This is a genomic window from Micromonospora yasonensis, assembly GCF_026013475.1.
Lineage (GTDB): Bacteria > Actinomycetota > Actinomycetes > Mycobacteriales > Micromonosporaceae > Micromonospora > Micromonospora yasonensis.
In genome coordinates, this window is the sequence record NZ_JAPDPH010000104.1 from 1 (window position 1) to 23,564 (window position 23,564).

The window sequence follows — 23,564 nt, forward strand, 5'->3', positions numbered from 1 at the left end:
CGCGCCGAAGGACACCACCCCGCCGACCGTGACCGCGTCGGTGACCGGCCAGAAGGACGCCAACGGCGCGTACGTGGGCGGCGCGACGGTGACCCTCTCGGCGTCGGACAGCGGTTCGGGCGTGGACCGGATCGAGTACTCCCTCGACGGGCAGCCCTACGCCACGTACACCGCGCCGGTCACGGTCAACCAGGTCGGCCAGCACACGGTCAGTTACCGGGCCACCGACAAGGCCGGCAACACCTCGTCGCCGCAGGCCGCGTCGTTCACGGTCGTCGACCCGCCCGCCCCGGACACCACCCCGCCGACCGCCAGCGCCGCCATCACCGGGCAGCTCGACGACAACGGGGCGTACGTGGGCAGCGCCACGGTGACCCTGACCGCCGCCGACAGCGGCTCGGGCGTGGACCGGATCGAGTACTCCCTCGACGGGCAGTCCTACGCCCGCTACACCGCGCCGGTCACCGTCGACCGGGCGGGCCAGCACATGCTGAGCTACCGGGCCACCGACAAGGCCGGCAACACCTCCGGCACCGCCTCGGTCACCTTCACGGTGGTGGCCAGCGGACCGCAGCCCGAGTGCGTGAAGGACACCCGGCCGACCGTCTGGGTCGGCACCATCGACAGCGGCGTGCCGAACCGGGTGGTCCAGGGCGACTGCACCATCAACGACGTCATCGACGAGGATCGGGACTGGCCCAACCACGGCGACTTCGTCTCGTACGTGGGCGACGTCGGTGAGCACCTGCACCACCTCGGCCTCATCACCCATCAGGAGCACGGCAAGCTGGTCAGCGCCGCCGGCCGGTCCGGCGTGGGCAAGCCGGTGGGCAAGGACGGCTACCAGCCGATCCTCGACTCCACGGCCGCGTCCTTCGGCCGCTGGCAGCACGTCGGCGCGGGCGGCTTCAACCGCAACGCCGACGGGTCGGTCACCAGCAAGGCGGTGCCCGGGCTCGGCATGCTCTGGTACCCGGTCTCCGCGTACGGCGACTTCTCGCTGAAGCTGCAGTGGCGCGACGACGCTCCGGGTGACGGCCGGGCCAACAGCGGCGTCTTCGTCCGCTTCCCGGACGTGCGGAACCACCCGGCCGAGTCCCGCCCCGAGTGGGTGGCCATCAAGTACGGCCATGAGCTGCAGATCCTCGACCGGCCGGACGGCGACCAGTACAAGAGCGGCTCGGTGTACGGCTTCGACCGGGTCGACCTGGCCGGCGCCGGCGTCACCCCCAAGGGCACCTGGAACGACTACGAGATCCGGGTGGTCGGCCAGCACTACTCCGTCTTCCGCAACGGAAAGCTGATCAACGAGTACGTCAACACCCCCGACGCCGTCTTCAGCCCGCCCCGCGCGGACGACCCGGGCGGCGCGGGCCGGCAGAGCGCCAGCGGATACGTCGGCCTGCAGAACCACGGCACCGGTGACGTCATCAGCTTCCGGAACGTACGGATCGCCCCGCTGACCGCCTGCTGTGCGGGCGGCGCCGGGGACACCTGCTGCTGAGCGAGCGAAAGGGACACATCATGGCAAGACACAGGATCGACCGCCGGACTTTGCTGCGCGGTCTCGCCGGCTCCACGGTCGCGGTCAGCGCGGCCAGCCTGGCCGGCGCGCTGCCGGCCGGGGCCGACCAGGGGGGCCAGGGCAAGCTCATCCCGCAGGGACACGTGGGCATCCAGCTCTACAGCGTCCGGGACAAGATCACCCAGATCGGCTTCGCCGCCGTCTTCGAGGAGCTGTCCCGGATCGGCTACCGGGAGGTGGAGTTCGCCGGCTACACCCAGGGTTCGGTCGGCGCCATCACCCCGGAGCAGATCCGCCAACTGCTCGACGACAACGGGCTGAAGGCGGCCGGCAGCCACCGGGGGCTGCGGGACTTCCGCACCAACCTGGAGTGGGAGCTGGACGTCGCCGAGATCCTCGGCATGCCGGCCATTGGCACCGCGGAGGCGCCCACCGGCAACCGGACCATCGCCGGCTACCAGGCGGCCGCCGCCGAGTTCAACGCCTGGGGCGAGGCCGCGACCGCCCGGGGCCTGAAGCTCTACCAGCACAACCACACCGTCGAGTTCGCCTTCGCCACGGACCGCCCGGACGTCAGGCTGTACGACCTCTTCCTGGAGCTGACCGACCCCCGGTACGTGTTCCTGGAGATGGACATCCTGTGGGCGTACGGCGGGGCGCGGAAGTACCCGGGCTTCCGGCCGGTCGACTACGTCAACGCCCACCCGCACCGCTACCCGCTGTTCCACGTCAAGGACGGCGTGCCGTTCGCGAACCCGCAGCAGGGCAACTCCTACGCCGACGTGGAGTTCGGCGCGGGCGTGATCCCGTTCGCCGAGTTCTTCGGCGAGCTCAAGGGCCGGGGCCGCTTCGAGTTCCTCTGGGAGCAGGACTCCGCGCCGGGCGCTCAGCCCAGCCCGCCCGGCTCGCTCGGCGCGGCCGAGCGCAGCTACCAGCGCATGATCGACCTGCGGGGTGCCCGATGAGCGCCTGGCGGCTGGTGGAGGACCCGGCTCCCGAGCCGGCGGCCGGGTCCGCCGAGCCGGCGCAGGCCCGGCCGGAGCGGCCGCGTACCGGTGCCCGGCGGATCCTGGTGGTCGCGGCGGTCGTGCTGCTCACCCTGGTCGGCGCCGGCGGGTTCGCCGCCGCGCGGACCGGGATGTTCGCCGAGCGTCCGGACGGCTGCGTCAAGCCGGACCGCAGCATCCAGCTGTACGCGGTGGAACTGCCCAAGGACGGCACGCAGATCCGGCTCGGCTACGGCCTCACCCCGGAGACCGCCTCCTACCCGGGTCCGCTGATGGAGATGATGGAGGGGGAGTGCCTGGCCATCACCCTGCACAACATGGTGCCCGAGGCCACGCTGGCGGCGCTGCGCACCAACCCGGACCACCCGCTGGGGGTCTCCCTGCACGTGCACGGGGTCAAGTACACCCAGGACTCCGACGGCACCGTGCAGAGCGGCTCGTACGTGCCGTCGGGCGGCTCCCGTACCTACACCTGGTACGCGCAGCCGCGGAACAACAAGACCGGGGCGCAGGGCACCGCCGGCTACTGGTGGTACCACGACCACGTGGTGGGTGGCCCGCACGGCACCCAGGGGCTCTCCTCCGGCCTCTTCGGCGGCCTGGTGGTACGCCGGCCCGGCGACCCGAAGCCGGACCGGACCTACACGGTGGTCTTCGGTGACCGGCAGAGCATCAACCTGCGCCGCGGCACCGCCACCGACACCTGCACCGAGGTGAACCCGCAGCCGGGCCCGAGCTGCCTGGTCGCCCGCAAGGGGGAACGGGTGGAGTTCGTGGTGGTCGGCATCGGCAACGACATGCACACCTTCCACCTGCACGGGCATTCCTGGGCGGCCACCCGGACCGGGACGGTGCCCAACGGGCAGCCGTTCGCCGACACCATCCCGGTCATCGACAACAAGACGCTCGGCCCGGGCGATTCGTTCGGGCTCAGCGTGGTCGCCGGCGACTCGGTCGGCCCGGGGCACTGGATGCTGCACTGCCACATGCAGTTCCACTCCGACGCCGGGATGTCGACGATGCTGCACGTCCTGGACGAGAACGGGAACATGCCGCCCGGCATGGACCACCAGCACGGCGCCGCCGCCCCCGCGGCCGCCGCGGCTCCCGCCCCCGACGGCGACACCCACCAGCACAACTGACGAATCCGGGGCTGCCGGCCTCAACGGCGAGGACCGGCAGCCACCGGACCACCACCACCCGCACCACGCACCGGCCACCCGCCCACGGGGGGCGCCGGTGGACGCGTACGCCCTCGTCCGGTGAGCGCCTCACACTCGCCGGCCGAATCGACGAACCCGGAAACCTTCAACCCAGAAGGAGTCGAAATGGCCCACAGACGCCATTTCCGGTTCTCCCGCTGGGTCGGCCGCGCCGCCGACCCCACGGGACCGATCACACCCACACCCACACCGTCCCCGTCGACCGCGCCGCGTCGCCCCGGCACCCGCCGCCGGGTCGCGGCCCTGGGCTCCAGCGCTGCCCTGGCGCTAGGCCTGCTGGCCCTGCCGGGCCAGACGTTCTCCCCGACGCCGGCGGCCGCCGCCGAGGCCGCCGCGGCGGTCAAGGTGCTGGTCTTCCACGGCCCGGTGGACAAGCAGGACGACCCGGTCGCCAAGGCCACCGCGTCGATCCGCGCGCTGGGCGAGCGGCAGGGCTTCAGCGTCGACGACTCCGCCGATCCGGGGGTGTTCACCTTCGGCAACCTGGCCCGCTACCGGGCGGTGGTGTTCCTCTCCGCCAACGGCGTCACCCTCGACGACGCGCAGGAGGCGGCCTTCCAGGCGTACGTCAAGGGCGGCGGCGGCTTCGTCGGCGTGCACGACGCGGCGCGCGCCCAGCCGGAGTCGTCCTGGTTCACCGGCCTGATCGGCACCCGGCCGGCCGCCGGCCTGCCCAACGCGGAGAAGGCGGTCTCGGCCACTGCCAGCGGCGAGAACCCGCCGAACGAGACCGCCGCGCGGGCCATCGACGGGTCGACCGGCACCAAGTGGCTGACCTTCTCGCCGACCGGGTGGCTGGCGGCGAAGCTGGCCAAGCCGGTCGCGGTCAGCCGGTACGCGCTCACCTCGGCCAACGACTTCCCGGGCCGGGACCCGAAGAACTGGACCCTGCAGGGCTCCCAGGACGGCACCACCTGGACCGACCTGGACACCCGGAGCAACGAGACCTTCCCGCAGCGGTTCCAGACCAAGCAGTACAGCTTCACCAACACCACGGCCTACCAGCACTACCGGCTCAACGTCACCGCGAACAGCGGGGAGCCGCTGATCCAGCTGGCCGAGCTGTGGCTGATCGGCCCGGACGCCGGCCCGGCGCCGGAGTCCACCGTGCAGCAGGCCACCGTCGACGTCACCGACCGGCAGCACCCGGCGAACAAGGGCCTGCCGCTGACCTGGACCCGGTCCGACCAGTGGATCAACTGGGACCCGAGCCCGATCGGCAAGGTGCACACGATCGCCCAGGTCGAGGAGCGCACCTACAACGCCGGCCTGAGCGGCAACGGGGCCTTCCACCCGATCTCGTGGTGCCAGGACTACGACGGCGGGCGCTCCTTCTACACCGGCATGGGGCGGACCGAGGCGAGCTGGACCAGCGACGAGCGGTTCCAGAACCACCTGGCCGGCGCGATCAAGTGGACCGCCGGCCTGGTGCGCGGTGACTGCCAGGCCACCATCGCCGCGAACTACCGCATCGAGCGGCTCACCACCACCAACCAGTCCGGGCAGCTCGACCAGATCGGTGAGCCGCACGGCCTGACCATCGCCCCCGACGGCACGGTCTTCTACATCGGCAAGGCCGCCTGCCCGACCGGGCCGATCGTGAGCTGGGACGACCCGAAGGTCGGCCTCGGCTGCGGCACCATCCACCAGTGGGACCCGAAGACCAAGCAGGTCAAGCTGCTCACCACGCTCGCCGTGATGGGCAACCGGGGCAGCGGCAGCGAGCTGGTGAAGAACGAGGAGGGCCTGGTCGGCATCACCCTCGACCCGAAGTTCGCGCAGAACGGCTGGGTGTACGTCTACTGGATGCCGCACGAGTCGATCGACCGGGACCGGCGGATCGGCCAGCGGACCGTCTCCCGCTTCACCTACGACGCGGCGAAGCAGACGATCGACCAGAGCACCCGCAAGGATCTGCTGCACTGGGACACCCAGATCCACAGCTGTTGCCACGCCGGTGGCGGGATGACGTTCGACGAGAGCGGCAACCTCTACATCGGCTCCGGCGACAGCAACTCCTCCGGCGGCTCCAGCGGCTACTCGGGCAACAACTGGACCCAGGACTACAAGGGCACCTCGTTCCAGGACGCCCGCCGTACGGCCGGTAACACCAACGACCTCAACGGCAAGATCCTGCGGATCCACCCGGAGGCCGACGGCACGTACACCATCCCGGCCGGGAACCTGTTCACCGGCAAGGAGGAGGGCGGCGGCAAGACCCGCCCGGAGATCTACGTGATGGGCGTGCGGAACATCGCCCGGATCGCCTGGGACCCGGTCAACCACTGGCTGACCGCCGCCTGGGTCGGCCCCGACGCGGGCGCGCCCAGCCCGGACCTGGGCCCGGCGAAGTACGAGACCGCCACGATCATCACCTCGGCCGGGAACCAGGGCTGGCCGTACTGCATGGGTAACCGGCAGCCGTACCGCGACCGCGACAACACCGACGCGAACGTGCTGACCGGCTGGTACGACTGCGACAACCCGAAGAACACCTCGCCGCGCAACACCGGCCTGGTCAACATCCCGCCGATCCGGGACAACATGATCTGGTACTCGCCGCAGGGCGGTGGCCCGGTCTTCCCGAAGCGGACCGACGGCAGCGGGCTGCCCTCGTACGTGCTGGGCGAGGAGACCTTCACCCAGCCGTACCTCAAGGGCGGCGGGCAGGCCATCATGGACGGCCCCACCTACCACCGGGACAAGGTCGACACCACCAGCGGCGTGGCCTGGCCGGCGTACTGGGACGACAAGTGGTTCATCGGTGACGAGTCCAACGCCAACAACCGGATCGCCGTCACCGTCGACCCGGACAAGGTGGCCACCGCCGGCCCGCCGGCGTTCGCCGAGGACCTGCGCCAGATCATCCGTTCCGGCAGCGGCGGCACCCAGCTGCAGTCCTGGATGGACGCCAAGTTCGGCCCGGACGGGGCGCTCTACATGCTCGACTACGCGGGTGGCTTCTTCAGCCTGCACGGCAACCAGAAGCTGATCCGGATCGCGTACACCGGCGGCGAGGCGACGCCGCGGGCCAGCGACGCCGCCTGGCGGGCGGTCTCGCCGAGCCAGCCCAAGACGATCGCGTTCTCGTCGGCGCGGGCCGGCGGCGTGGCGTGGGAGTGGAACTTCGGTGACGGCAGCGCGCCGTCGCACGAGGCCAACCCGACCCACACCTACGCGGACTACGGCACCTACGAGGCCACCCTCAAGGTGACGTACGCCGACGGCACGGTGTCCACCGCGAAGATCAGTGTCACCACGGGCTGCCCCGCGCCGGACAACCGCAAGACGGTGCAGCTGCTGGACACCGACACCGGCGTGACCAACCACGAGGTCGGCGGCGGCTGCACGATCAACGACCTGATCGACGACGAGCAGAACTGGTCGAACCACGGCCAGTTCGTCAGCCACGTCGCCGACGTGGTCAACGGCCTGCGGGCCGGCAACCTGGTGGACAACCGGGAGGCGCAGAAGCTGCAGACCGCCGCCGCCGGATCGCAGATCGGCAAGGTCGCCGGATACCGGCCGCTGTTCGACGGCACCGCGGCGTCGCTCGCCGACTGGCGGCAGGCGCCCGGCGGATCGTTCAACCTGCAGCGCGACGGGACCATCCGCAGCTCGGGTGGGCTCGGCATGCTCTGGTACGCCAAGGACGAGTTCGCCGACTTCTCGCTGCGGCTGAAGTTCCGGGACGTCTCCGCCGGCAGCACGTACGCCAACAGCGGGGTCTTCACCCGGTTCCCGGATCCGCGTACCCCGCTGGACCAGCGGCCGGAAGGCAGCTGCGGCACGGTCGGCTCGGCCCGCTCGTCGCAGGCCTGGGTGGCGATCTACTGCGGCCAGGAGATCCAGATCTACGACGGTCCCACCGGCGAACCGCAGAAGACCGGGTCGATCTACAACTTCGACCCGAACACGCTGGACCAGGCGGGGGTGACCCCGAAGGGCCAGTGGAACGACTACGAGGTCCGGGTGGTCGGACAGCACTACACGATCATCCGCAACGGTGTGGTGATCAACGAGTTCGACAACACGCCGGGCAAGGCGTCGTCCCGTGCCGGTGACCCGCCGACCGACCTGCGCCAGTTCCTCAGCGGGTTCGTCGGGTTGCAGAACCACGGCACGAACGACCTGATGGAGTTCCGCGACGTACGGGTCCGCGACCTGTAGTCGTAGCGCAAGGTGCCGGGCACGGGAGGGTTCCGTGCCCGGCACCGTCGCGCGTCAGCTCACCGCGGTGCCGAACAGGTGACCGATGCCCCAGGTCAGGGCCAGGCCGACCGCACCGCCGAGCACCACCCGGGCGACCGCCCGCCGGGGACTGCTGCCGCCGATCCGGGCGCTCACCGCCCCGGCGAGGCCCAGCGCGACCAGCACCCCGGCGACGGTCACCGGCAGCCGCAGCGCCGGCGGCGGCAGCAGGATCGCCAGCAGCGGCAGCAGCGCGCCGGCCACGAACGCCACCGCCGAGGCCAGCGCGGCGTGGCCGGGGCTGGCCAGGTTCTCCGGGTCCACCTTCAGCTCCGCCTCGGCGTGTGCGGCCAGGGCGTCGTGCTCGGTCAACTCGATCGCCACCTGCCGGGCGGTCTCCGGCCGCAGCCCCTTCGCCTCGTAGATCGCGGCCAGCTCGGCCAGCTCGACCTGCGGCATGTCCCGCAGCTCGGCCCGCTCCTTGTCCAGCAGGGCCCGTTCGCTGTCGCGCTGGCTGCTCACCGAGACGTACTCGCCGAGCGCCATCGACACCGCGCCGGCCACCAGGCCGGCCAGGCCGGCGGTGAAGATCGGCCCCCGGGCCGGGGTGGCCCCGGCCACACCGACCACGATCCCGGCCACCGACACGATCCCGTCGTTGGCGCCCAGCACCCCGGCACGCAGCCAGTTCAACCGGCCGGCGAGACCGCCCGCGTGGTGCGGCTCGCCGCCGTGCGCCGTCGGCCCGGCGACGCCGTCCGTGTTCCGTACCTCTGTGCTCACCGGCCCATCCTGCCCAGCGGCGACCGGGCCCGCCAGCGAGGCAAGCCTTGGCTGTCTGCCGCCCGCGTCAGTGGTCGGGGTCGAAGGCGCCGTCCCACTCGAACACCGGGTTGGGCACATCCTGGCCGTGGCTGTCGGTCAGGGTGGCCTGCCCGATGAGTTTCGAGGGTCCGCCGGCGATGTACGTGGCGTCGGCCCGGACCTGTACCTCGAATTTGCCGTCCTGCGGTTGCCCGTGGTCGTCCGTGAAGTGGATCATGCAGATCCAGTCCGGGCCGGGGCCGACGTCGGGGACCTTGGGGCCGCCACGGTCGCAGGCGGTGACAGCGCCGACGCTCCGCACGGTGATGCCGTGTTCGCCGAGCAGGTCGGCCCGGTGGACGTAGAGGCCGGCGAAGGTGGGGCCGATGGCCCGTTCGAGGCGGTCCTTGGTGACGTCGGGCTGGCCGCATCCGGTCAGCGCCCCGGAAGCGGCGACGGCGAGGCCGATGGCCAGTGCGAGGGTGCGCGTACGGGTCATGATCAGCCTCCGGTGATGTCGCGGCGACGCAGGTACAGATAGGCGATGGCCAGGCAGACGACGAGCCAGCCGGCGCTCACGATCACGCCGGTGGTGACCGGTGCGTGGAACGGATGCGCGGTGAGCAGGCCGTGCCAGGTCTCGAACGGGGTGGTGAGCAGCAGCCGGCGGGCCTTGTTCAGCCCGCCCAGGCTGCCGACCAGCTGCATGATCATCCCGAGGACGACGGGCGAGGCGACGCCGATGGTGGGGTTGCGGGTGACGACGGACAGCAGGATCGCCAGGGCGGTGAAGCCGAGGACCGGCGCGACGGCGGTGGCCCAGCTCGCGATGACCAGGGGCAGGGCGTGGCCGGCGGGGATGAGTTGGCCGCTGAGCCCGGGCAGGGGTTGGCTGCCGACGACGAGCAGGCTGGTGGTGATGGTGCTGGCCGCGAGCAGGACCAGGACGAGGAGGTTGAAGCCGACGGCGGTGAGCGTCTTGGCCCAGAAGATCTGGGTGCGGCTGACCGAGCGGGTGAGGATGGTCTTCCAGGTGCCGTGCTGGTCCTCGTTGGCGAAGATGTCCCCGGCCACCAGGGCGGCGAGCAGGGGCAGCACCCACTGGTGGGCGAACGCCAGCACGAACAGCGGGACGGCGTAGCCGCTGGTGTGGATGTGCCGGCCGTAGATGGTGTCCTTCGGCGGCAGTTGGGTGTTGAAGATCAGCACGACCGCGATCGGGACGACGACCGCGCCGATGAGCAGGGCGCGGCTGCGCACCTGGGCGGCGAGCTTGGTCGCCTCCCAGCGCAGCACGGTGGCGGTGCCGGGCCGGCGGCGTGCGGCCGGGGCGACGGCGGGTACGGCGGCGGTCATCGGCGGCCTCCGGTGGCGGCGTCGAGGCCGGCGGGCGGTCCGGCCGGGGCGGATTCGGTGAGCATGAAGAACAGCGCCTCCAGCGGCGTCTCGTCGCGGGTGAGGCCACGCAGCGCGATACCGGTGTCGACGATGTCGGCGATCAGCGCGTCGACGTCCTTCTGGGGCCCGCGGACGTCCAGCCCGTCGTCGGCCGTGGTGACCTCGAGCCCGCGGGCGCGGGCCAGTTCGGCGGCCCGGTCGTCGTCCGTGGTGCTGATCCGGTGCGCCTGCTCGGGCGCCAACTCTCTCAGGGCGGCGATCGAGCCGTGGTGCACCACCGTGCCGGCCTTCATGATGGTCACGTTGTCGCAGATCTGCTCGACCTCGCCCATGTCGTGGCTGGAGAGCAGGACCGTGAGGCCGGTGTCGGCGAGCCGCCGGACCAGTGCCCGCATGTCGCGGATTCCGGCGGGATCGAGGCCGTTGGCCGGTTCGTCCAGAACGAGCAGTCGCGGGTTGCGCAGCAGCGCGGAGGCGACGCCGAGGCGTTGCCGCATGCCGAACGAGTAGCCGCGAACCTTGTCGTGCTGCCGGGCGGTCAGCCCGACCATGTCCAGCACGTCGTCGACGCGGTCGGCGGCGTCGCCCCCGTCCAGGCCGGCGAGCAGCCGCAGGTTCCGTCGACCGGACAGGGCCGGATAGAACTTCGGGCTTTCGATGAACCCGGCCACCCCGGACAGGGAGTTGACGCCGTGGCGCGGCCAGGAGCGCCCGAACACCTCCAGGGTGCCGCTGTCGGGGCGGATCAGCCCGAACAGCATCCGCAGGAAGGTGGTCTTGCCGGCCCCGTTGGGGCCCAGGACGCCGTACACCTCGCCTCGGGCCACCTGCACCGTGATGTTATTGACGGCGGTCAGTGATCCGTAGGCTTTGGTGAGGTTGACGGCGTTGACCGCCAGCACATCGCTCATGACCGCCGACGCTAAAGATCGCACATGAAGCCAGCATGAAACCGTGCGGCGGGTCGGCGGGGGTTATCCGGGGCGGGCCAGGCGGCGGGTGAGCCGCCATCCGGCGTAGGCGAGCGCGAGAACAACTGCGGCGGCGAGCAGGTACCACTGGAAGCGGTGCAGATCCGCCACGATGGCGCGGATGTGGTCCCCGGCCACATAGCCGGCGGTCGCCCACACGCCGACCCAGGCGGCGGCACCGAGGGCGTTGTACGCGACGAAGCGTCGCCACGGCATGCCGGTGGCACCGGCGATGATCCCGTTGAACTGCCGCAGGCCCTCGACGAACCGGGCGACTACGACGAGTTTCGGCCCGTGCCGGCTCATCACCGCCTCCAACCGGGCGAACCGCTCCGGCGTCAGGCGCAGGTAGCGGCCGTACCGCAGGATGATTCGCCGGCCGCCGGTGCGGCCGATCAGGTAGCCGATGCTGTCCCCGATCACCGCGGCCAGGAACGCCGTCACCGCGACCCCGACGATGGCCAGTTGGCCGTGCGCCGCGTATCCGGCGGCGAGGATGATCGCCGTCTCGCCGGGCGCGGGAACGCCGAAGCTCTCCACCCCGACCAGCAGGGCGAGGCCCAGGTAGCCGTAGTGCGCCACCAGGTTGGTGAGGAAATTGACGGCGCTCACCGGCCTGCCGCGGCTGCCCCATGGGCGGCTGCCCCACCGCTCGCCCGCACCAGGGGCCGCAGCCGGGTGCGCTCCAGCCGGTCCAGGCCGGCGGCGATCGGGTGCCGGGCGACCAGGTAGCCCAGCAACGTCACCGCGGCGCCCAGGGCGAAGCCGGCCAGCACGTCGAACGGGTAGTGCGCCGCGATGTAGACCCGGGCGAAGCCCATCACCGCGGCGGCGGCCACCGCCAGCAGACCGAGGCGCCAGCTCACCAGCAGCAGGCCGGCCACGACGGCGCCGGCCATGGTGGCGTGGTCGGACGGGAACGACGGGTCGGTGCTCCGGTCGGCCAGCACCAGGATGTCCGGCAGCGTGGTGTACGGGCGGGCCTCGTGCACGGCGGACACGATCGGCTGGTTCACCGCCACCGCGAGTAGCATGCCGATCGGCGCCCAGATCGCCGCCGGCAGCCCGGCGCCGCGCAGGCGGGCGGTCCACCAGCCGGCCAGCAGCAGCACGGCGAACAGCACCACGCCGTACTTCGCGTAGCCTGCCATCGGGTCGTGCAGCCACGGTGTTGCCCGGGCCAGATCGTTGATCTCCAAGAAGAGCCGGGTGTTCATGCTGTCCCCTCCCACGTCGCCCCCGACCGTAGACATCCGGACATGAAGGCCAGATGAAGGCCGGGCGCGGTGTGCTGCACTTGTGGTCGGGCCGGACGGGGTGAAGGAGGCGCGGTGCGGGTCCTGGTGGTGGAGGACGAGCGGCGGCTGGCCCACCTGCTCGCCCAGGGGCTGCGCGAAGCCGGACACACCGTCGATATCCGGTACACCGGCTCCGACGGGCTGCTCGCCGCGGCCACCGGCCCGCACGACGTGGTGGTGCTCGACGTCATGCTGCCCGGCCTCGACGGCACGGCCGTCTGCCGGACCCTGCGGCAGCAGGGCAACCGGGTGCCGGTGCTGATGCTCACCGCCCGCGGGGAGGTCCCCGACCGGGTCGCCGGTCTCGACTCCGGCGCCGACGACTACCTGACCAAGCCGTTCTCCTTCGACGAACTCCTCGCCCGGCTGCGTGCCCTGCACCGGCGCTCCGCCGGGCCGCCCGCCGTCGAGGCCCGCGCCGGCGACCTGCTGCTCGACCCCGCCCGGCGGCGGGTGTTCCGTGGCGACCGGGAGATCGACCTCTCCGCGCGGGAGTTCGACATCCTCGCCCTGCTGATGTCCCGGGCCGGGCAGTGCCTGACCCGCTACCAGATCCTAGACGAGGTGTGGGACGGCGAGACGGACATCCGCTCCAACGTCATCGACGTCCACATCGCCACCCTGCGGGCCAAGGTCGACAAGCCGTTCGGTCGGCACGCCATCGAAACGCTGCGCGGCGTCGGCTACCGGCTCCGCCCGGACGGCGGCTGACATGCCGGGACCGCGACGCCGGGGGCCCCGGTGGGGCCGCCTGCCGCTGCGCGTCCGGCTGATCGCCGGTTTCGCCGCCGCGATGCTGGTGGTGCTCACCGGCGCGGGCGCGTTCGTCTACCTGCGCGTGCGCTACGCCCTCGACCTGCGCCTCGACGAGGATCTGGCGGCCCAGTCGACGCAGTTGACCACCGCCGCCCGGACCGGGACGCCGCCGGCTGCCGCGGCTCGCCCCGGCCCCGGGGAGTACTGGCAGCTCCTCGACGCGACCAACCACGTCCTCGCCGCGAGCCCGGGCCTGCCGCGTGGCTCCCTGCTCACCCCCGACCAGCTCGACCGGGCCCTGCACCGGCCGGTACGGGCCGACCGGGGCAGCCTGCTGCCGATCAGCGCCCGTCCGTTGCGCCTGTACGCCGTCCCGGTCCACGCCGGTGCGCGGCCGGCGGCGGGACAACCGGCGGTCACCGTCGCGGCCGTGCGCCGGGACCAACGCGACGAGGCGCTCCGGGAACTGATCGGCCAGCTCGCCCTGGCCAACCTGGCCGCCCTGGCCGTGGCGTCCCTGGTCGGCTACCGCCTGGCCCGCGCCGCGCTCGCCCCCGTGGAGCGTTACCGTGCCGAGGCGGCCCGCATCGCCGCCGGCGAGACGGGGGTGCGCCTCGCCGTCCCCGCCACCGACGACGAGGTGGCCCGGCTCGGCCGCACCCTCAACGACATGCTCACCGCGCTGGAGTCGGCGCTGGAGCGGGAGCGGCAGTTCATCAACGACGCCAGCCACGAACTGCGTACCCCGCTGACCCTGCTCTCCACCGAACTCGAACTGGCGCTGCGCCGCCCGCGCAGCACCGCCGAACTCGAGCAGACCCTGCGTGCGGCCGCCGCCGACACGGCCGACCTGATCGCCCTCGCCGACACGCTCCTCGCCCTCGGCGTGCCACCCGTCCCGGGCGCGGCCGCCGAGGTCGACGTCGGCGAGTTGGCGGCCGGCCTGACCGACCGCTACCGGGCCGGGTCCCGGGCGGACACGCTACGCACCCGGATCACCCCCGGTCTCACGGTGCGGGGTGACCCCGCCCGTCTCGGCCGGGTCGTCACGAACCTGCTGGACAACGCCCTCCGGTACGGCGCACCGCCGGTGACCGTCACCGTCGACCGCGCGGACGGGCTGGTCCGGCTCATGGTGCACGACAACGGCCCGGGCATGGACCCGGAGTTCCTGCCGCACGCCGCCGAGCGGTTCCGCCGTGCCGACACCGCCCGTACCTCGCCCGGGACCGGACTGGGGCTCTCCCTCGTCGAGGCCATCGTCCGCGCCCACCACGGCGAGCTGTGGATCTGCTCGGCCGGGGCGCACCACCGCATCAGCGCCGTCTTCGCCGGTGAGTGCCGGCATCCGGCGGTCGGCACCACGGTCACCGTGCTGCTGCCCGCCGCCCCGGCCACCGGCTGACCAGCTGCCCGGGGTCGGCGACGAGATCGGTGGCCGGGCGTCTGTCATCGTTGCTGTCGACAGCATCAGGGCCGTCATCGATCGGCCGTCGGCGCTTGTTGCCCGAGGAACTCGCGGAGGAGCCGGCAGAGGCTGGAGATGGCGCGCTTGTGGTCGTCGTCGCTGACAAGCTGGTCCTCAGTGGCACCGTCACCGAAGGCCTCCGCTAAATGCCGCCAGCTCGCCCCGGCCGCGCCCGAGGTCAAATCCCGTCAGCATCGAGAACGCGCGCTCGTACCTCGGCCGCCCGACGTACAGACCTAGCCGATCCTCCACATGCCTTGCCCCAGCCTACCGAGGCATGGTCCCAGACCATGACCGCTTCGGGCTGAACTCTCGGCGAGCGGGTCGGATCGGGCTTGGTACGAGGTCAAAGGGTATGCTGACGCGCTTCCCGACTCGGTTCGGCTGGCACAGTTGCTGTACTTCGCTGCTGTACTGCTGGCATCAGACGAGGCGCTGGATGCGGACCTTCGGGCGCTCGTTCCTGAGGTGGCCCTGCTTGTGCTGGCGGACCTGCTCATCCCAAACCTCCTGGTCGTAGTCCGGGTTCGGCGGGATCCACTTGTGGGAGCCGTCGCTGTAGTGAAACTTCTCGTCACCGGGCCGAAGGATGCTCATCGGGTCCAGCCGAGGAACCGGTCGTGCAGGTGGCCGGCGGGGACGTGGGCCAGGTCCTGGGCGGCGTCGACGAACTGGGCGGCCAGGTAGAGCGCCAGCGACACTGGGGCGCGGTCGTACTCGGCTCGCAGCTCACGCCGCCGGGTCTGGCAGGGCCATTCCCCCGCACAGCCGCCGCACGTCCAGGTCGGCTTGATCGGGTGGTGAGTGGTCATCGCGGGCCGTCCTGGCTGGGCCAGTGGCAGCGGTTGATCGGGATGCGGTGACGGCTTCGGCAGGGCAGGGTCGCGCCGCAGCGGCAGATGTATCGCCAGTGCCGCCAGGACCACACGGGTCGGTGGCGACGGGCGAGGGTGAGCGCTGCCGCCAAGACGTACTCGTCGTAGGAGACCCGCCTCATCGGCTCGCCACAGCCGTCGGGTCCGATATCCGCCGGATTGGGGAATGGGAAGGGAGCACTGCCGCCTCCTGGTGCCGCAGGTGTCCAGAGGCGTGGATGCCCGATCGCGGGGGATGCGCCGGACATCCACGCCGGCGAGGACGGCCCACAGCGCCAACCGGGGGAAACGACCTCCTCGGCAACCTCCCATAGGTACCGTTGGGTAGTCAAGGGCTGACGTAGGTGGTCTACTCGTGTTGCCAACCGAGGGGAACACCGTGCCACCGCGTTACCGCTACGAGCAGATCGCCGACGACCTGGCCGAACGCATCGCGTCCGGCGAGTTCCCGCCGGGATCCAAGCTGCCCAGTCGGCGAGAGTTGATCGAGCACTACGGCGTCACCGAGCCAGTCATCGACCGCGCCATGCAGGTGTTACGGATCAAGGGAATGACGGAGACCTTGCCCGGCGTAGGCGTCTTCGTCGCCGAGTAGGCCCTCCCTACAGTCAGACGCAGCCGGGACCCCTCGATTGTAAGTTCTGGGCGCTTCGTCCGGCGGTGTTCGTCCGCGTGTGCGACCTCGGGCAACTGTCCGCTGACCGCCGTCTACGGCCGCCCACGTCCCGGCCGGTTGTCTGTCACCGTTGCTGTCGCCTTGGTGGGCCGTGATCCTCAGGCTCACCTGGTCCCCAAATTCACGGAAGCCGAGGCGGCGGGCGAGCCGTCGTGAGGGCTCGGGGCGTGCGCGCCATTGCGGCAATAGTTGGTTCTGAAGCGCCTCTGCCACCGCAGCGGAAGCCACCGCACTGCCCAGTCCGCGACCTCGGAGGTGGGAGCTAGTGAGCACGCAGAGGTGAGCGACCGAGCGTGGCCATTGGCGGTAACCCGCCGCCGCGACCACTCGTGCGCGGTTCCGAACGACGAACACCGGTGACGTGATTTCGTCGATCCCGCTCTCCGCAGCGTCATCCTCGGAGACGTCTGCGACCAGCCGAATAAGGTCTGGGTGTCCTGGCGGCAACTGGGCTACGTCTGCGGCCCCCTTCGCTGGCCGGAACTCCTGCTCGTCGAGGTATGCCAACGAGGCCGGACCGAGCGCGTCCACCACGCCGCGCTCCCCGCTCCACCGCTCAGCCTCGACCGCCGACCGGAGCGGCCTCCCGGTGAGCGATCCGCGCAAGAACCGGGCGGTAGCAACGTCCGGCGCAGTGGCGATGCCTGAGCTTCCCAACACCACGATGCCGGCCCACGCCGGCGGACACAGCCGAGACTCGGCAACGACAACCACCCGCACGCCGTCTGACGGGAAGCTGGTGGCGACACCAGTGAGGCTGACCCAGAGGTCCTGGACATGGTTCAAAACACCCGATCGAGCCATCGACGCATCCTCCCCGCCCATCGTCTCGCCGGCCACCGACTTAGCGGGCCAGCTGAATCCGGCGTACAGGTCGACTCGTCCGTCGCCCACCAGCTCAGAGTCACGATCAAGGCTCTGAGCTGGTTCTATCTCCGTGCATCGATGGTTGTTCGTGATCATTGTTGGTCGACATCTGACGGCCTAGCGACGGCCTGATCTTGGCGCGAACGTCGCCACGTGCGCCCCTGCCTCTGCTGCCATCCGTACACTGCTGCCGACGTCGGGGACTCGGCCTCCTTGTCGATCAAACGTAGACTTGCAGGCATGAAGCGCCCGCGTCTTCGGATGACGCAGCTTGTGGGGTTCCTGCTCTGGCTTGCGTCGGGTGTCGGGTTGTGGCTGGACTGGCCCGATAAGGCCACGTCGCTACTCCTCATCGCCGGGCTGCTGGTGTTTCATGGCCCGACTGCCATTGCCGCTTGGCGGGAAAGGGAGTCCAAGCCGCCAAAGTCTGCGGAAGAGGTTCTGAGGTGGTATCCGAAGTGGTGGGCCTGACCGCCTCCCGCTTCTGCTGCCATCCCGTCTGCCGCCGACTGGCCGCAAATTGCTCGCCGCCGTTGCCGAGCTGACCCAGCTCGCCGGGTGGCAGGCGTACGACATGGCCGAACACGGCCTCGCCCAGCGCTATCTCACCCATGCCCTCGACCTCGCTCGAACGGCCGACGACGCCGGCCTGGGGGCCGAGATCCTCGCCGCCATGATCCACCAAGCCACCTACCTCGGGCATACCGCCACCGGCGTCGACCTCGCCCGCGCCGCCCGACAGACAGCACACCGTGCCGGCCTCACCGTGCTGACTGCCGAAGCACTGGTCATGGAAGCTCACGCCCATGCTGTCGCCCTCCACGAACGCGACTGCGCCACCGCGCTGCACCAAGCAGAGCAAGCCCTCGATCGAGCCGACCGCAGCAGTGACCCCCAGTGGCTCGGCTACTTCGACGAGGCGTACCTGTCAGCCAAGTTCGGCCACTGTTTCAATGCGCTCGGTCAACACCGCCGAGCCGAACGCTTCGCCGCTCGCTCCCTACAGATGGACGAACGCTACGTACGCGGCAAAGCCTTCAACCTCGCCCTCCTGGCCACCGTCCACGCCCGCCATGGCGAGCTGGAACGCGCCAGCGCCATCGGCGGGCAAGCCCTCACCCTGACCACGCAACTACGGTCGGCTCGTGCCGTCCGTTACCTGCGCGACCTGCAGACCCATCTCACGCCCCACCGCCGTCAACCAGCAGTACGGCACTTCATCACCCGCGTTGACGCCGCGCTCAGCCAGCGCCGATGACTACAGCTCACCCCGAGCCCTGCGCGCCACCAGCTCCAACACCGCAATCACCGTACCGGCACCCACGATCTCACCCTGGGAGACGAGATGCCGCGCCTCGTCCAGCGGAACCCAGGCCACCCGCTCGGTCTCGTTGACGTCCACCGCAGCGCCGGTGTGCTCCGCGTTCCGAGCAAGGAACAGCAAGTTCTCCGCGTCCGCGGTCGCCACCCACGGCTGAAACGACAGCAACGGCTCGACCGCGCCCGGACGCCACCCGGTCTCCTCCTCGACTTCTCGGACCGCACACTTCGCCGGATCCTCTCCCTCATCGATGTAGCCACCCGGCAGCTCCCACACCCATCGGTCGAACACGAACCGATGTCGCCGCATCAGCAACAGGCGCTCCTGGCCGTCAAGCACGGCAACCATGGCCGACCGGGGCGCCCGGATCACGTATTGCTCGAAGCGGACCCCATCCGGCAACTCCACGTCGGCAATGCTCAACCGCGACCGCCGGCTGCCGTCTACCACCCGCTCACCATGAATCGTCCACCGCTTCGACCTGCTAACCTGCTCCTCCGTCACCCGGCCAGTATCCGACCAGCGACACCGAGCCGCTGCCGCACGGCGTCCCGACGACTCGGCTCGACCCGGAACGAACTCCGCAGGTGGGATGGGGTCTCAAGCTGTCGGCTCGTAGCGGCCCGCGTCAACGAGCAGGTGCGGAGCCTCGTCGGTTTGCGTTCCGGACCGATCTGCGTCGAGGCTACCGCTGCCCCCTTGCTGCCTCGCTGCCTGACGACGCGGCTACAAGACGCTTTCGAGATATCAGGGCCGGCGGTCGATCGGTCACCGCCCCGCTGTCACCCAGTCGTGCTGCATCCGTGACCTTGGATGCATAACCTCCGGCCTATGCGATCCCGCGCGGCTGTGGTGACGGCGGCCTTCTTGACCGTGCCGCTGGGCTTGTCGGTGCTTCTCGGCTGCCTCTTCAGCTTGGTGGCCTTCGCTCCCTCGGAACCATGTCCGGACGAATCCAGCGACTCATTCCAACGGGCGGTGCTCGCCCGGATCCTACTCAGCGCACTGATGGTGTTGACGCCGCTCCTGTCCATCGCCGTCGCCTGGTGGGCAGTGTCGAGCCGCCGCAGGCACCCCTGGCCATGGCTGGCCGTTTCCATGCTGGGGTTGGTATTCACCGCCGCCCTGGTGGTGCCGATCGAGCGGGTGAGTTCCTGTTGATGTGCGCCATGCTGCACCCGCCGGGCCTGCAGGTCACCAACTACCGGTAAGTTCTGGGCGCTCCGTCCAGCGGCGTCTACCCGCGTCCGCGACCTCGGGCGTTCGTTCGTGCGCCACCGTCGCCGGCTGTCCTGGTCCCGGCTCGTTGTCTGTCAACGACGGACGGCGAGGCTGCGACAGCCGTAGGAGACGAGGCCGGCCATCTTCCACAGGTGTCCGATGACCCGGACCCGCGTCGATTCGTAGGTTCGGTGCGACCGTCGCGGCGGCGTCCCCTCTCCCTGCCGACGAGGGGCCGTACCCGCTGGTCGACGGGCGGCGCGCGGAGGAGGAGCAGCCGAATGCGAAGAGGAAGAACAGCCTGGCGGGCCTCGGTGGTGGCGCTGGCGGTGGTGGCCACCGGCCTGCCGGCGACCGGCGCGCTGGCCCGGCCCGGGGCCGACGAGCGACCCGGACTGGTGATCGAGGGTGGGGTCACCCAACCGGCCTTCGGATACGCCGACGCGGTCCGGGAACGGATTTTCGTCACCTCGGACGTGGACACCGACGGCGACGGCGCGCGCGATGTCGTGGCGATGGACGTCATGCGGCCCAAGGCCAGCGAGAACGGGCTCAAGGTGCCCGTGGTGATGGATGCCAGCCCGTACTACTCGACGGTCTGCCGGGGCAACGAGAGCGAATGCAAGGCCGACGTCGACGGAGACGGGCTGAACGACAAATGGCCCCTCTTCTACGACAACTACTTCGTCCCGCGCGGCTACGCGGTGATCCTGCTCGACATGATCGGCACCAACAACTCGACCGGCTGCCCGGTCACCGGCGGCCGGGCCGACAACATCAGCGCGCCGACCGCGATCGACTGGCTCAACGGGCGTCGCCCCGGGTACGACGCCGCCGGCCGGGAGGTCGTCGCCGACTGGCACAACGGCCGCACCGGCATGATCGGCAAGTCGTACGACGGCACGCTGGCCAACGCCGCCGCGGCCAACGGGGTCGAGGGGCTGACCACGATCGTGCCGATCTCCGCCATCTCCAGCTGGTACGACTACTCCCGCAGCAACGGCCTGGTCACCCGGGCGAACAACTACTCGGGCAGCCTCGCCAACACGGTCACCAACCCGGCCCGCCGGGCGTACTGCGCCCCGGTGCGGACGGCCCTCGGGCAGGGCGGCGACGACACCACCGGGGACTACAACGACTTCTGGGCCGAGCGGGACTACGTGCCGCACGCCGACCAGGTCAGGGCGAGCGTGTTCGTGGTGCACGGCATCAACGACGACAACGTCCGCCCGGACCACTTCAGCAAGTGGTGGACCGCGCTGGGCGAGCAGGGCGTGCCGCGCAAGCTCTGGCTGACCGGCACCGGCCACGTCGACCCGTTCGACTTCCGCCGGGCCGCGTGGGTCGACACCCTGCACCGCTGGTTCGACTACTGGCTGCAGGGCATCGACAACGGGATCATGGGGGAGCCGGCCGTCGGCATCGAGCGGGCGCCGGACGTCTGGGAGACGGCGCGTACCTGGCCGCTGCCGGACACCCAGCCGATCCAGGTGTTCCTGCGGGCCCCGGCCACCGGCAACGCGGGCGGGCTGTCCGTCCGCTCCGGTCCGGGCAACGCGTCGGCGACCTTCCAGGACACGCCGACCATGACCCAGACCAACGCCATCCGTCACCCGTCGGATCCGACCGCGAACACCGAGAACCGGCTGGTGTTCCTCTCCGCGCCGCTGACCGCGCCGCTGCACATCTCGGGCACCCCGGTGGTCCGGATCAACGCCACCGTGGACGGTGCGGACACCAGCTTCGCCGGCCTGCTCGTCGACTACGGCACCCGCGAGCGGTTCAGCACCGCCGGGGACGGCGTCCGGACGCTGACCGAGGAGGACTGCTGGGGCGAGACCGCCGACTGGGGCGGCTTCGCCGAGGACGCCTGCTACCGCAAGGTGGCGAAGAACGTCGCGACCAACCCGCAGGAACTGGTCACCAAGGGCGTCATCGACGGTCTCAACCTCGCCTCGCTGTCCACGTCGGTGCCGCTGGTGCCCGGGCTGAAGACCGAGGTCGACCTGAACCTGCTGCCCGAGGACTACGTCTTCGACGCCGGCCACCAGATCGGGGTGGTGCTGCTGGGCTCCTACTCCGGGTACAGCAGCCGGGCCAAGCAGACCCGCGCCCACATCACCGTCCACTTCGACCGGAGCCGGATCACCCTGCCGGTCGTCGGCGGGCGGACGGCGGCCGTGGCGGCCGGCCTGTAGCGGACCTCGGGGCGGGGCGCCCGGCACCGGCGCCCTGCCCCGTCCGCCGGCTCACCGGCCGGGCTGGTACTGGCCGGTGAGCCGGCCGAGCTTCAGGGCCAGGTGCAGGCAGAGCCGCTCGTTGCCGTCCTTCAGGTCGGTGCCGGCGAGCAGTTCCACCCGTTGCAGCCGGTAGTACAGCGTCGTCCGGTGCAGCCGCAGGCGTTCCGCGGTGGCGTGGGCGTTGCCGGCCAGGTCGAGGTAGGCCTCCAGGGTCTCCAGCAGCACCTGGTGCGCCTCGTCGGCGAGCAACCCGCCCAACCCCGGGTGCACCCGCGCGGCATCCAGGTGCCGGGCGTCCACCCCGGACAGCAGCCGGTAGATGCCCAGTTCGGACCAGGGCACGATCGCGCCCAGCGCGGGCAGCTGGACGGCCACCCGGGCCGCCTGGAACGCCTCCTGGTACGACAGGACACTGTCGTACAGGCGGCGGCGGCGCTCGCCGACGCCGACGACCGTACGGGCCACCGACGGCAGGCCCCGGGTCGCCCCGCGCAGGGCCGCGCCGAGGTGCGCGGCGGCGTCCGCCGCCGCCACCCGCCCGGTGCTCCGGCCGCCGCAGAGCAGCAGCACCCCGTGGTCGTGCCGGACCAGGTGCAGCGTCTCGCGCGACCCGACCCACTGCCGGGTGGCGACGAGGGCGTGCTCCAGGGCGATCCGGGCCACGTCGTCGAGCACCTCTTCGGGGGCCGCGACGAGGTGGGCGACCAGGGCGGTCACCTCACCGTCGCAGGCCACCACGCCGTCGGTCAGCAGCGACCGGACGGCCTCGCAGCGGGCCTCCGGGGACTCCACGAGGAGGGTACGGGTGGCCTCCGCCTCCCGCTGCGAGGTCAGCTCGCCGAGCAGGTTCTCCCGGTAGAGGGCCAGCGACAGGTCCGGCATCGCCTCGGTGACGGTCGAGATGTCCTCGTCGGTCATCCCGGCGGCCTCGTCGATGAACCAGACGAAGCCCAGCAGCAGGTCCTGGTGCCGGATCGGCACGCACACCCGGGGAAGCAGGTCCAACTCGGGGCAGGCCGGGGTACGCACCGGCTGCCGGGCCTCCATGATGCCGTTCTCCCGGGCCCAGGCGATCACCTCCGGGGTGGTGTGCCGGCGCAGGATCGAGCTGCGCCGCACCCCGTCGATCACGCCGGTGTGTTCGCTGTAGACGACGACCCGCTGGCGCCGGTCCTCGATGAGCGCCGGCCGTTTGACCCGCGCCGCGACCCGGTCGACGAGGCGTTGCAGTTCCATGCGCATGCGCTGCTCCCGGGACCGGGCCGACCCCCGCGGGGGTTCCCGCTGGGTGCGGCCTGGACGTGTGCTGGTAGGGCCGTTGCCCTACCTTCGGAGATGTTGCCTGGGACGCGCAATCCGTTACCTCTCAGTAAGCTTCGCGAGCATGCGATCGGCAGTGCTGCCGGGCGGCGGCGGTCACACTCCCCGGCCGGCATCGCGACAGCCGTATTCGGTCCGGGTGCGGCGGTTCCGGCATCTGTCGGAAGACCGCGGCCGGCGACCCTCCTAACGTGGTGCCCCCCGGGTACCCGGAGGGGCCGAGAAGGGAACACACTCGTGGCCGCAACCAGGCCCTGGCAGGGCGTCGTCGTCGTCCTCCCCACGCCGTTCCGGGCCGACCTCTCGGTCGACCACGACCGGCTCCAGGAGCACGTACGGTGGCTCGCCGACGAGGGCTGCCAGGGGGTGACACCGTGCGGCCCGCTCGGGGAGCACCGGGCCC

At 71.1% G+C, this 23,564-nt stretch carries 21 protein-coding genes and 1 pseudogene; 11 read left to right on the forward strand and 11 right to left on the reverse strand.

What is annotated here, in order from left to right; genetic code table 11:
* From ONA70_RS20720 to ONA70_RS20735, 4 genes are all read left to right on the forward strand, one after another.
* The coding region (locus tag ONA70_RS20720; RefSeq protein WP_265008121.1) for an OmpL47-type beta-barrel domain-containing protein at positions 1-1,504 on the forward strand (1,504 nt) is incomplete at its 5' end.
* A 20-nt stretch (positions 1,505-1,524) separates the two neighbouring features.
* Positions 1,525-2,490 carry a sugar phosphate isomerase/epimerase family protein gene (locus ONA70_RS20725; protein WP_265008122.1) on the forward strand — a complete coding sequence of 322 codons (966 nt, stop codon included), beginning with the start codon at positions 1,525-1,527 and terminating at the stop codon, positions 2,488-2,490.
* Positions 2,487-3,674: a multicopper oxidase domain-containing protein gene (locus ONA70_RS20730; RefSeq protein WP_265008123.1), complete on the forward strand. Its 1,188-nt coding sequence runs from the start codon at positions 2,487-2,489 to the stop codon at positions 3,672-3,674. The genes ONA70_RS20725 and ONA70_RS20730 overlap by 4 nt, the downstream gene beginning before the upstream one ends.
* Positions 3,675-3,860: 186 nt before the next feature.
* A complete protein-coding gene (locus ONA70_RS20735; protein WP_265008124.1) occupies positions 3,861-7,925 on the forward strand; it encodes a ThuA domain-containing protein in 4,065 nt (1,354 codons plus the stop codon).
* A 54-nt stretch (positions 7,926-7,979) separates the two neighbouring features.
* On the opposite strand, the gene ONA70_RS20740 is transcribed toward ONA70_RS20735, so the two are convergent.
* The 6 genes from ONA70_RS20740 to ONA70_RS20765 all read right to left on the reverse strand — a co-directional run bounded on the left by ONA70_RS20740 (position 7,980) and on the right by ONA70_RS20765 (position 12,351).
* Positions 7,980-8,729, reverse strand: coding sequence for a VIT1/CCC1 transporter family protein (locus ONA70_RS20740; RefSeq protein WP_265008125.1), 750 nt, complete (start codon positions 8,727-8,729; stop codon positions 7,980-7,982).
* Between the two features lie 67 nt (positions 8,730-8,796).
* Entirely contained in the window at positions 8,797-9,249 is a 453-nt protein-coding gene (locus ONA70_RS20745; protein WP_265008126.1) for a hypothetical protein, read from the reverse strand.
* A 2-nt stretch (positions 9,250-9,251) separates the two neighbouring features.
* Positions 9,252-10,106 carry an ABC transporter permease gene (locus ONA70_RS20750; protein WP_265008127.1) on the reverse strand — a complete coding sequence of 285 codons (855 nt, stop codon included), beginning with the start codon at positions 10,104-10,106 and terminating at the stop codon, positions 9,252-9,254.
* Positions 10,103-11,059: an ABC transporter ATP-binding protein gene (locus ONA70_RS20755; protein ID WP_265008128.1), complete on the reverse strand. Its 957-nt coding sequence runs from the start codon at positions 11,057-11,059 to the stop codon at positions 10,103-10,105. Before ONA70_RS20755 ends, ONA70_RS20750 begins: the two co-directional genes overlap by 4 nt.
* 63 nt (positions 11,060-11,122) lie before the next feature.
* Positions 11,123-11,731, reverse strand: coding sequence for a DedA family protein (locus tag ONA70_RS20760; RefSeq protein ID WP_265008129.1), 609 nt, complete (start codon positions 11,729-11,731; stop codon positions 11,123-11,125).
* Complete coding sequence (locus ONA70_RS20765) at positions 11,728-12,351, reverse strand: phosphatase PAP2 family protein (protein ID WP_265008130.1); 624 nt, start codon at positions 12,349-12,351, stop codon at positions 11,728-11,730. Before ONA70_RS20765 ends, ONA70_RS20760 begins: the two co-directional genes overlap by 4 nt.
* A gap of 99 nt (positions 12,352-12,450) precedes the next feature.
* Here ONA70_RS20765 and ONA70_RS20770 point away from each other — a divergent pair, with 99 nt between their 5' ends.
* Entirely contained in the window at positions 12,451-13,128 is a 678-nt protein-coding gene (locus ONA70_RS20770) for a response regulator transcription factor (protein WP_265008131.1), read from the forward strand.
* A gap of 1 nt (position 13,129) precedes the next feature.
* Positions 13,130-14,578 (forward strand): sensor histidine kinase, encoded by a 1,449-nt coding sequence (locus tag ONA70_RS20775; protein WP_265008132.1) that lies wholly within the window; start codon positions 13,130-13,132, stop codon positions 14,576-14,578.
* Positions 14,579-15,064: 486 nt separating this feature from the next.
* Here ONA70_RS20775 and ONA70_RS20780 read toward each other — a convergent pair whose 3' ends face one another.
* Together ONA70_RS20780 and ONA70_RS20785 are read right to left on the reverse strand one after the other, a co-directional pair.
* Positions 15,065-15,238 carry a hypothetical protein gene (locus tag ONA70_RS20780; RefSeq protein WP_265008133.1) on the reverse strand — a complete coding sequence of 58 codons (174 nt, stop codon included), beginning with the start codon at positions 15,236-15,238 and terminating at the stop codon, positions 15,065-15,067.
* Positions 15,235-15,453, reverse strand: a complete 219-nt coding sequence (locus ONA70_RS20785) for a flavin reductase (protein ID WP_265008134.1) — start codon at positions 15,451-15,453, stop codon at positions 15,235-15,237. Before ONA70_RS20785 ends, ONA70_RS20780 begins: the two co-directional genes overlap by 4 nt.
* 418 nt (positions 15,454-15,871) lie before the next feature.
* On the opposite strand from ONA70_RS20785, the gene ONA70_RS20790 reads away from it, so the two are divergent.
* Positions 15,872-16,111 carry a winged helix-turn-helix domain-containing protein gene (locus ONA70_RS20790; RefSeq protein ID WP_013476970.1) on the forward strand — a complete coding sequence of 80 codons (240 nt, stop codon included), beginning with the start codon at positions 15,872-15,874 and terminating at the stop codon, positions 16,109-16,111.
* On the opposite strand, the gene ONA70_RS36990 is transcribed toward ONA70_RS20790, so the two are convergent.
* Complete coding sequence (locus tag ONA70_RS36990; RefSeq protein WP_406601223.1) at positions 16,052-17,155, reverse strand: GNAT family N-acetyltransferase; 1,104 nt, start codon at positions 17,153-17,155, stop codon at positions 16,052-16,054. The genes ONA70_RS20790 and ONA70_RS36990 overlap by 60 nt on opposite strands.
* A gap of 144 nt (positions 17,156-17,299) precedes the next feature.
* Here ONA70_RS36990 and ONA70_RS20795 point away from each other — a divergent pair, with 144 nt between their 5' ends.
* Both ONA70_RS20795 and ONA70_RS20800 read left to right on the forward strand, forming a co-directional pair.
* Positions 17,300-17,530, forward strand: a complete 231-nt coding sequence (locus ONA70_RS20795; protein WP_265008135.1) for a hypothetical protein — start codon at positions 17,300-17,302, stop codon at positions 17,528-17,530.
* A gap of 7 nt (positions 17,531-17,537) precedes the next feature.
* A pseudogene (locus tag ONA70_RS20800) lies at positions 17,538-18,317 on the forward strand (XRE family transcriptional regulator); the annotation flags it as partial.
* Here the strand turns inward: ONA70_RS20800 and ONA70_RS20805 are convergent.
* The gene (locus ONA70_RS20805) at positions 18,318-18,884 is read right to left on the reverse strand and encodes an NUDIX hydrolase (RefSeq protein ID WP_265008136.1); all 567 of its coding nucleotides are present in this window, start codon (positions 18,882-18,884) and stop codon (positions 18,318-18,320) included.
* A gap of 327 nt (positions 18,885-19,211) precedes the next feature.
* Here ONA70_RS20805 and ONA70_RS20810 point away from each other — a divergent pair, with 327 nt between their 5' ends.
* Positions 19,212-19,541 (forward strand): hypothetical protein, encoded by a 330-nt coding sequence (locus tag ONA70_RS20810; RefSeq protein ID WP_265008137.1) that lies wholly within the window; start codon positions 19,212-19,214, stop codon positions 19,539-19,541.
* A 341-nt stretch (positions 19,542-19,882) separates the two neighbouring features.
* Positions 19,883-21,799 (forward strand): Xaa-Pro dipeptidyl-peptidase, encoded by a 1,917-nt coding sequence (locus ONA70_RS20815; RefSeq protein WP_265008138.1) that lies wholly within the window; start codon positions 19,883-19,885, stop codon positions 21,797-21,799.
* A gap of 51 nt (positions 21,800-21,850) precedes the next feature.
* On the opposite strand, the gene ONA70_RS20820 is transcribed toward ONA70_RS20815, so the two are convergent.
* On the reverse strand, positions 21,851-23,083 hold the full coding sequence (locus ONA70_RS20820) for a PucR family transcriptional regulator (RefSeq protein ID WP_265008139.1): 1,233 nt from the start codon (positions 23,081-23,083) through the stop codon (positions 21,851-21,853).
* Positions 23,084-23,564: the final 481 nt, after the last annotated feature.

Coding starts and splice junctions, on each gene's coding strand:
- ONA70_RS20780 (WP_265008133.1), bottom strand. CDS start 15,238: ATGAGCATCCTTCGGCCCGGTGACGAGAAGTTTCACTACAGCGACGGC.
- ONA70_RS20745 (WP_265008126.1), bottom strand. CDS start 9,249: ATGACCCGTACGCGCACCCTCGCACTGGCCATCGGCCTCGCCGTCGCC.
- ONA70_RS20810 (WP_265008137.1), top strand. CDS start 19,212: ATGCGATCCCGCGCGGCTGTGGTGACGGCGGCCTTCTTGACCGTGCCG.
- ONA70_RS36990 (WP_406601223.1), bottom strand. CDS start 17,155: ATGATCACGAACAACCATCGATGCACGGAGATAGAACCAGCTCAGAGC.
- ONA70_RS20755 (WP_265008128.1), bottom strand. CDS start 11,059: ATGAGCGATGTGCTGGCGGTCAACGCCGTCAACCTCACCAAAGCCTAC.
- ONA70_RS20820 (WP_265008139.1), bottom strand. CDS start 23,083: ATGCGCATGGAACTGCAACGCCTCGTCGACCGGGTCGCGGCGCGGGTC.
- ONA70_RS20795 (WP_265008135.1), top strand. CDS start 17,300: ATGAAGCGCCCGCGTCTTCGGATGACGCAGCTTGTGGGGTTCCTGCTC.
- ONA70_RS20785 (WP_265008134.1), bottom strand. CDS start 15,453: ATGACCACTCACCACCCGATCAAGCCGACCTGGACGTGCGGCGGCTGT.
- ONA70_RS20735 (WP_265008124.1), top strand. CDS start 3,861: ATGGCCCACAGACGCCATTTCCGGTTCTCCCGCTGGGTCGGCCGCGCC.
- ONA70_RS20815 (WP_265008138.1), top strand. CDS start 19,883: ATGCGAAGAGGAAGAACAGCCTGGCGGGCCTCGGTGGTGGCGCTGGCG.
- ONA70_RS20750 (WP_265008127.1), bottom strand. CDS start 10,106: ATGACCGCCGCCGTACCCGCCGTCGCCCCGGCCGCACGCCGCCGGCCC.
- ONA70_RS20725 (WP_265008122.1), top strand. CDS start 1,525: ATGGCAAGACACAGGATCGACCGCCGGACTTTGCTGCGCGGTCTCGCC.
- ONA70_RS20730 (WP_265008123.1), top strand. CDS start 2,487: ATGAGCGCCTGGCGGCTGGTGGAGGACCCGGCTCCCGAGCCGGCGGCC.
- ONA70_RS20775 (WP_265008132.1), top strand. CDS start 13,130: ATGCCGGGACCGCGACGCCGGGGGCCCCGGTGGGGCCGCCTGCCGCTG.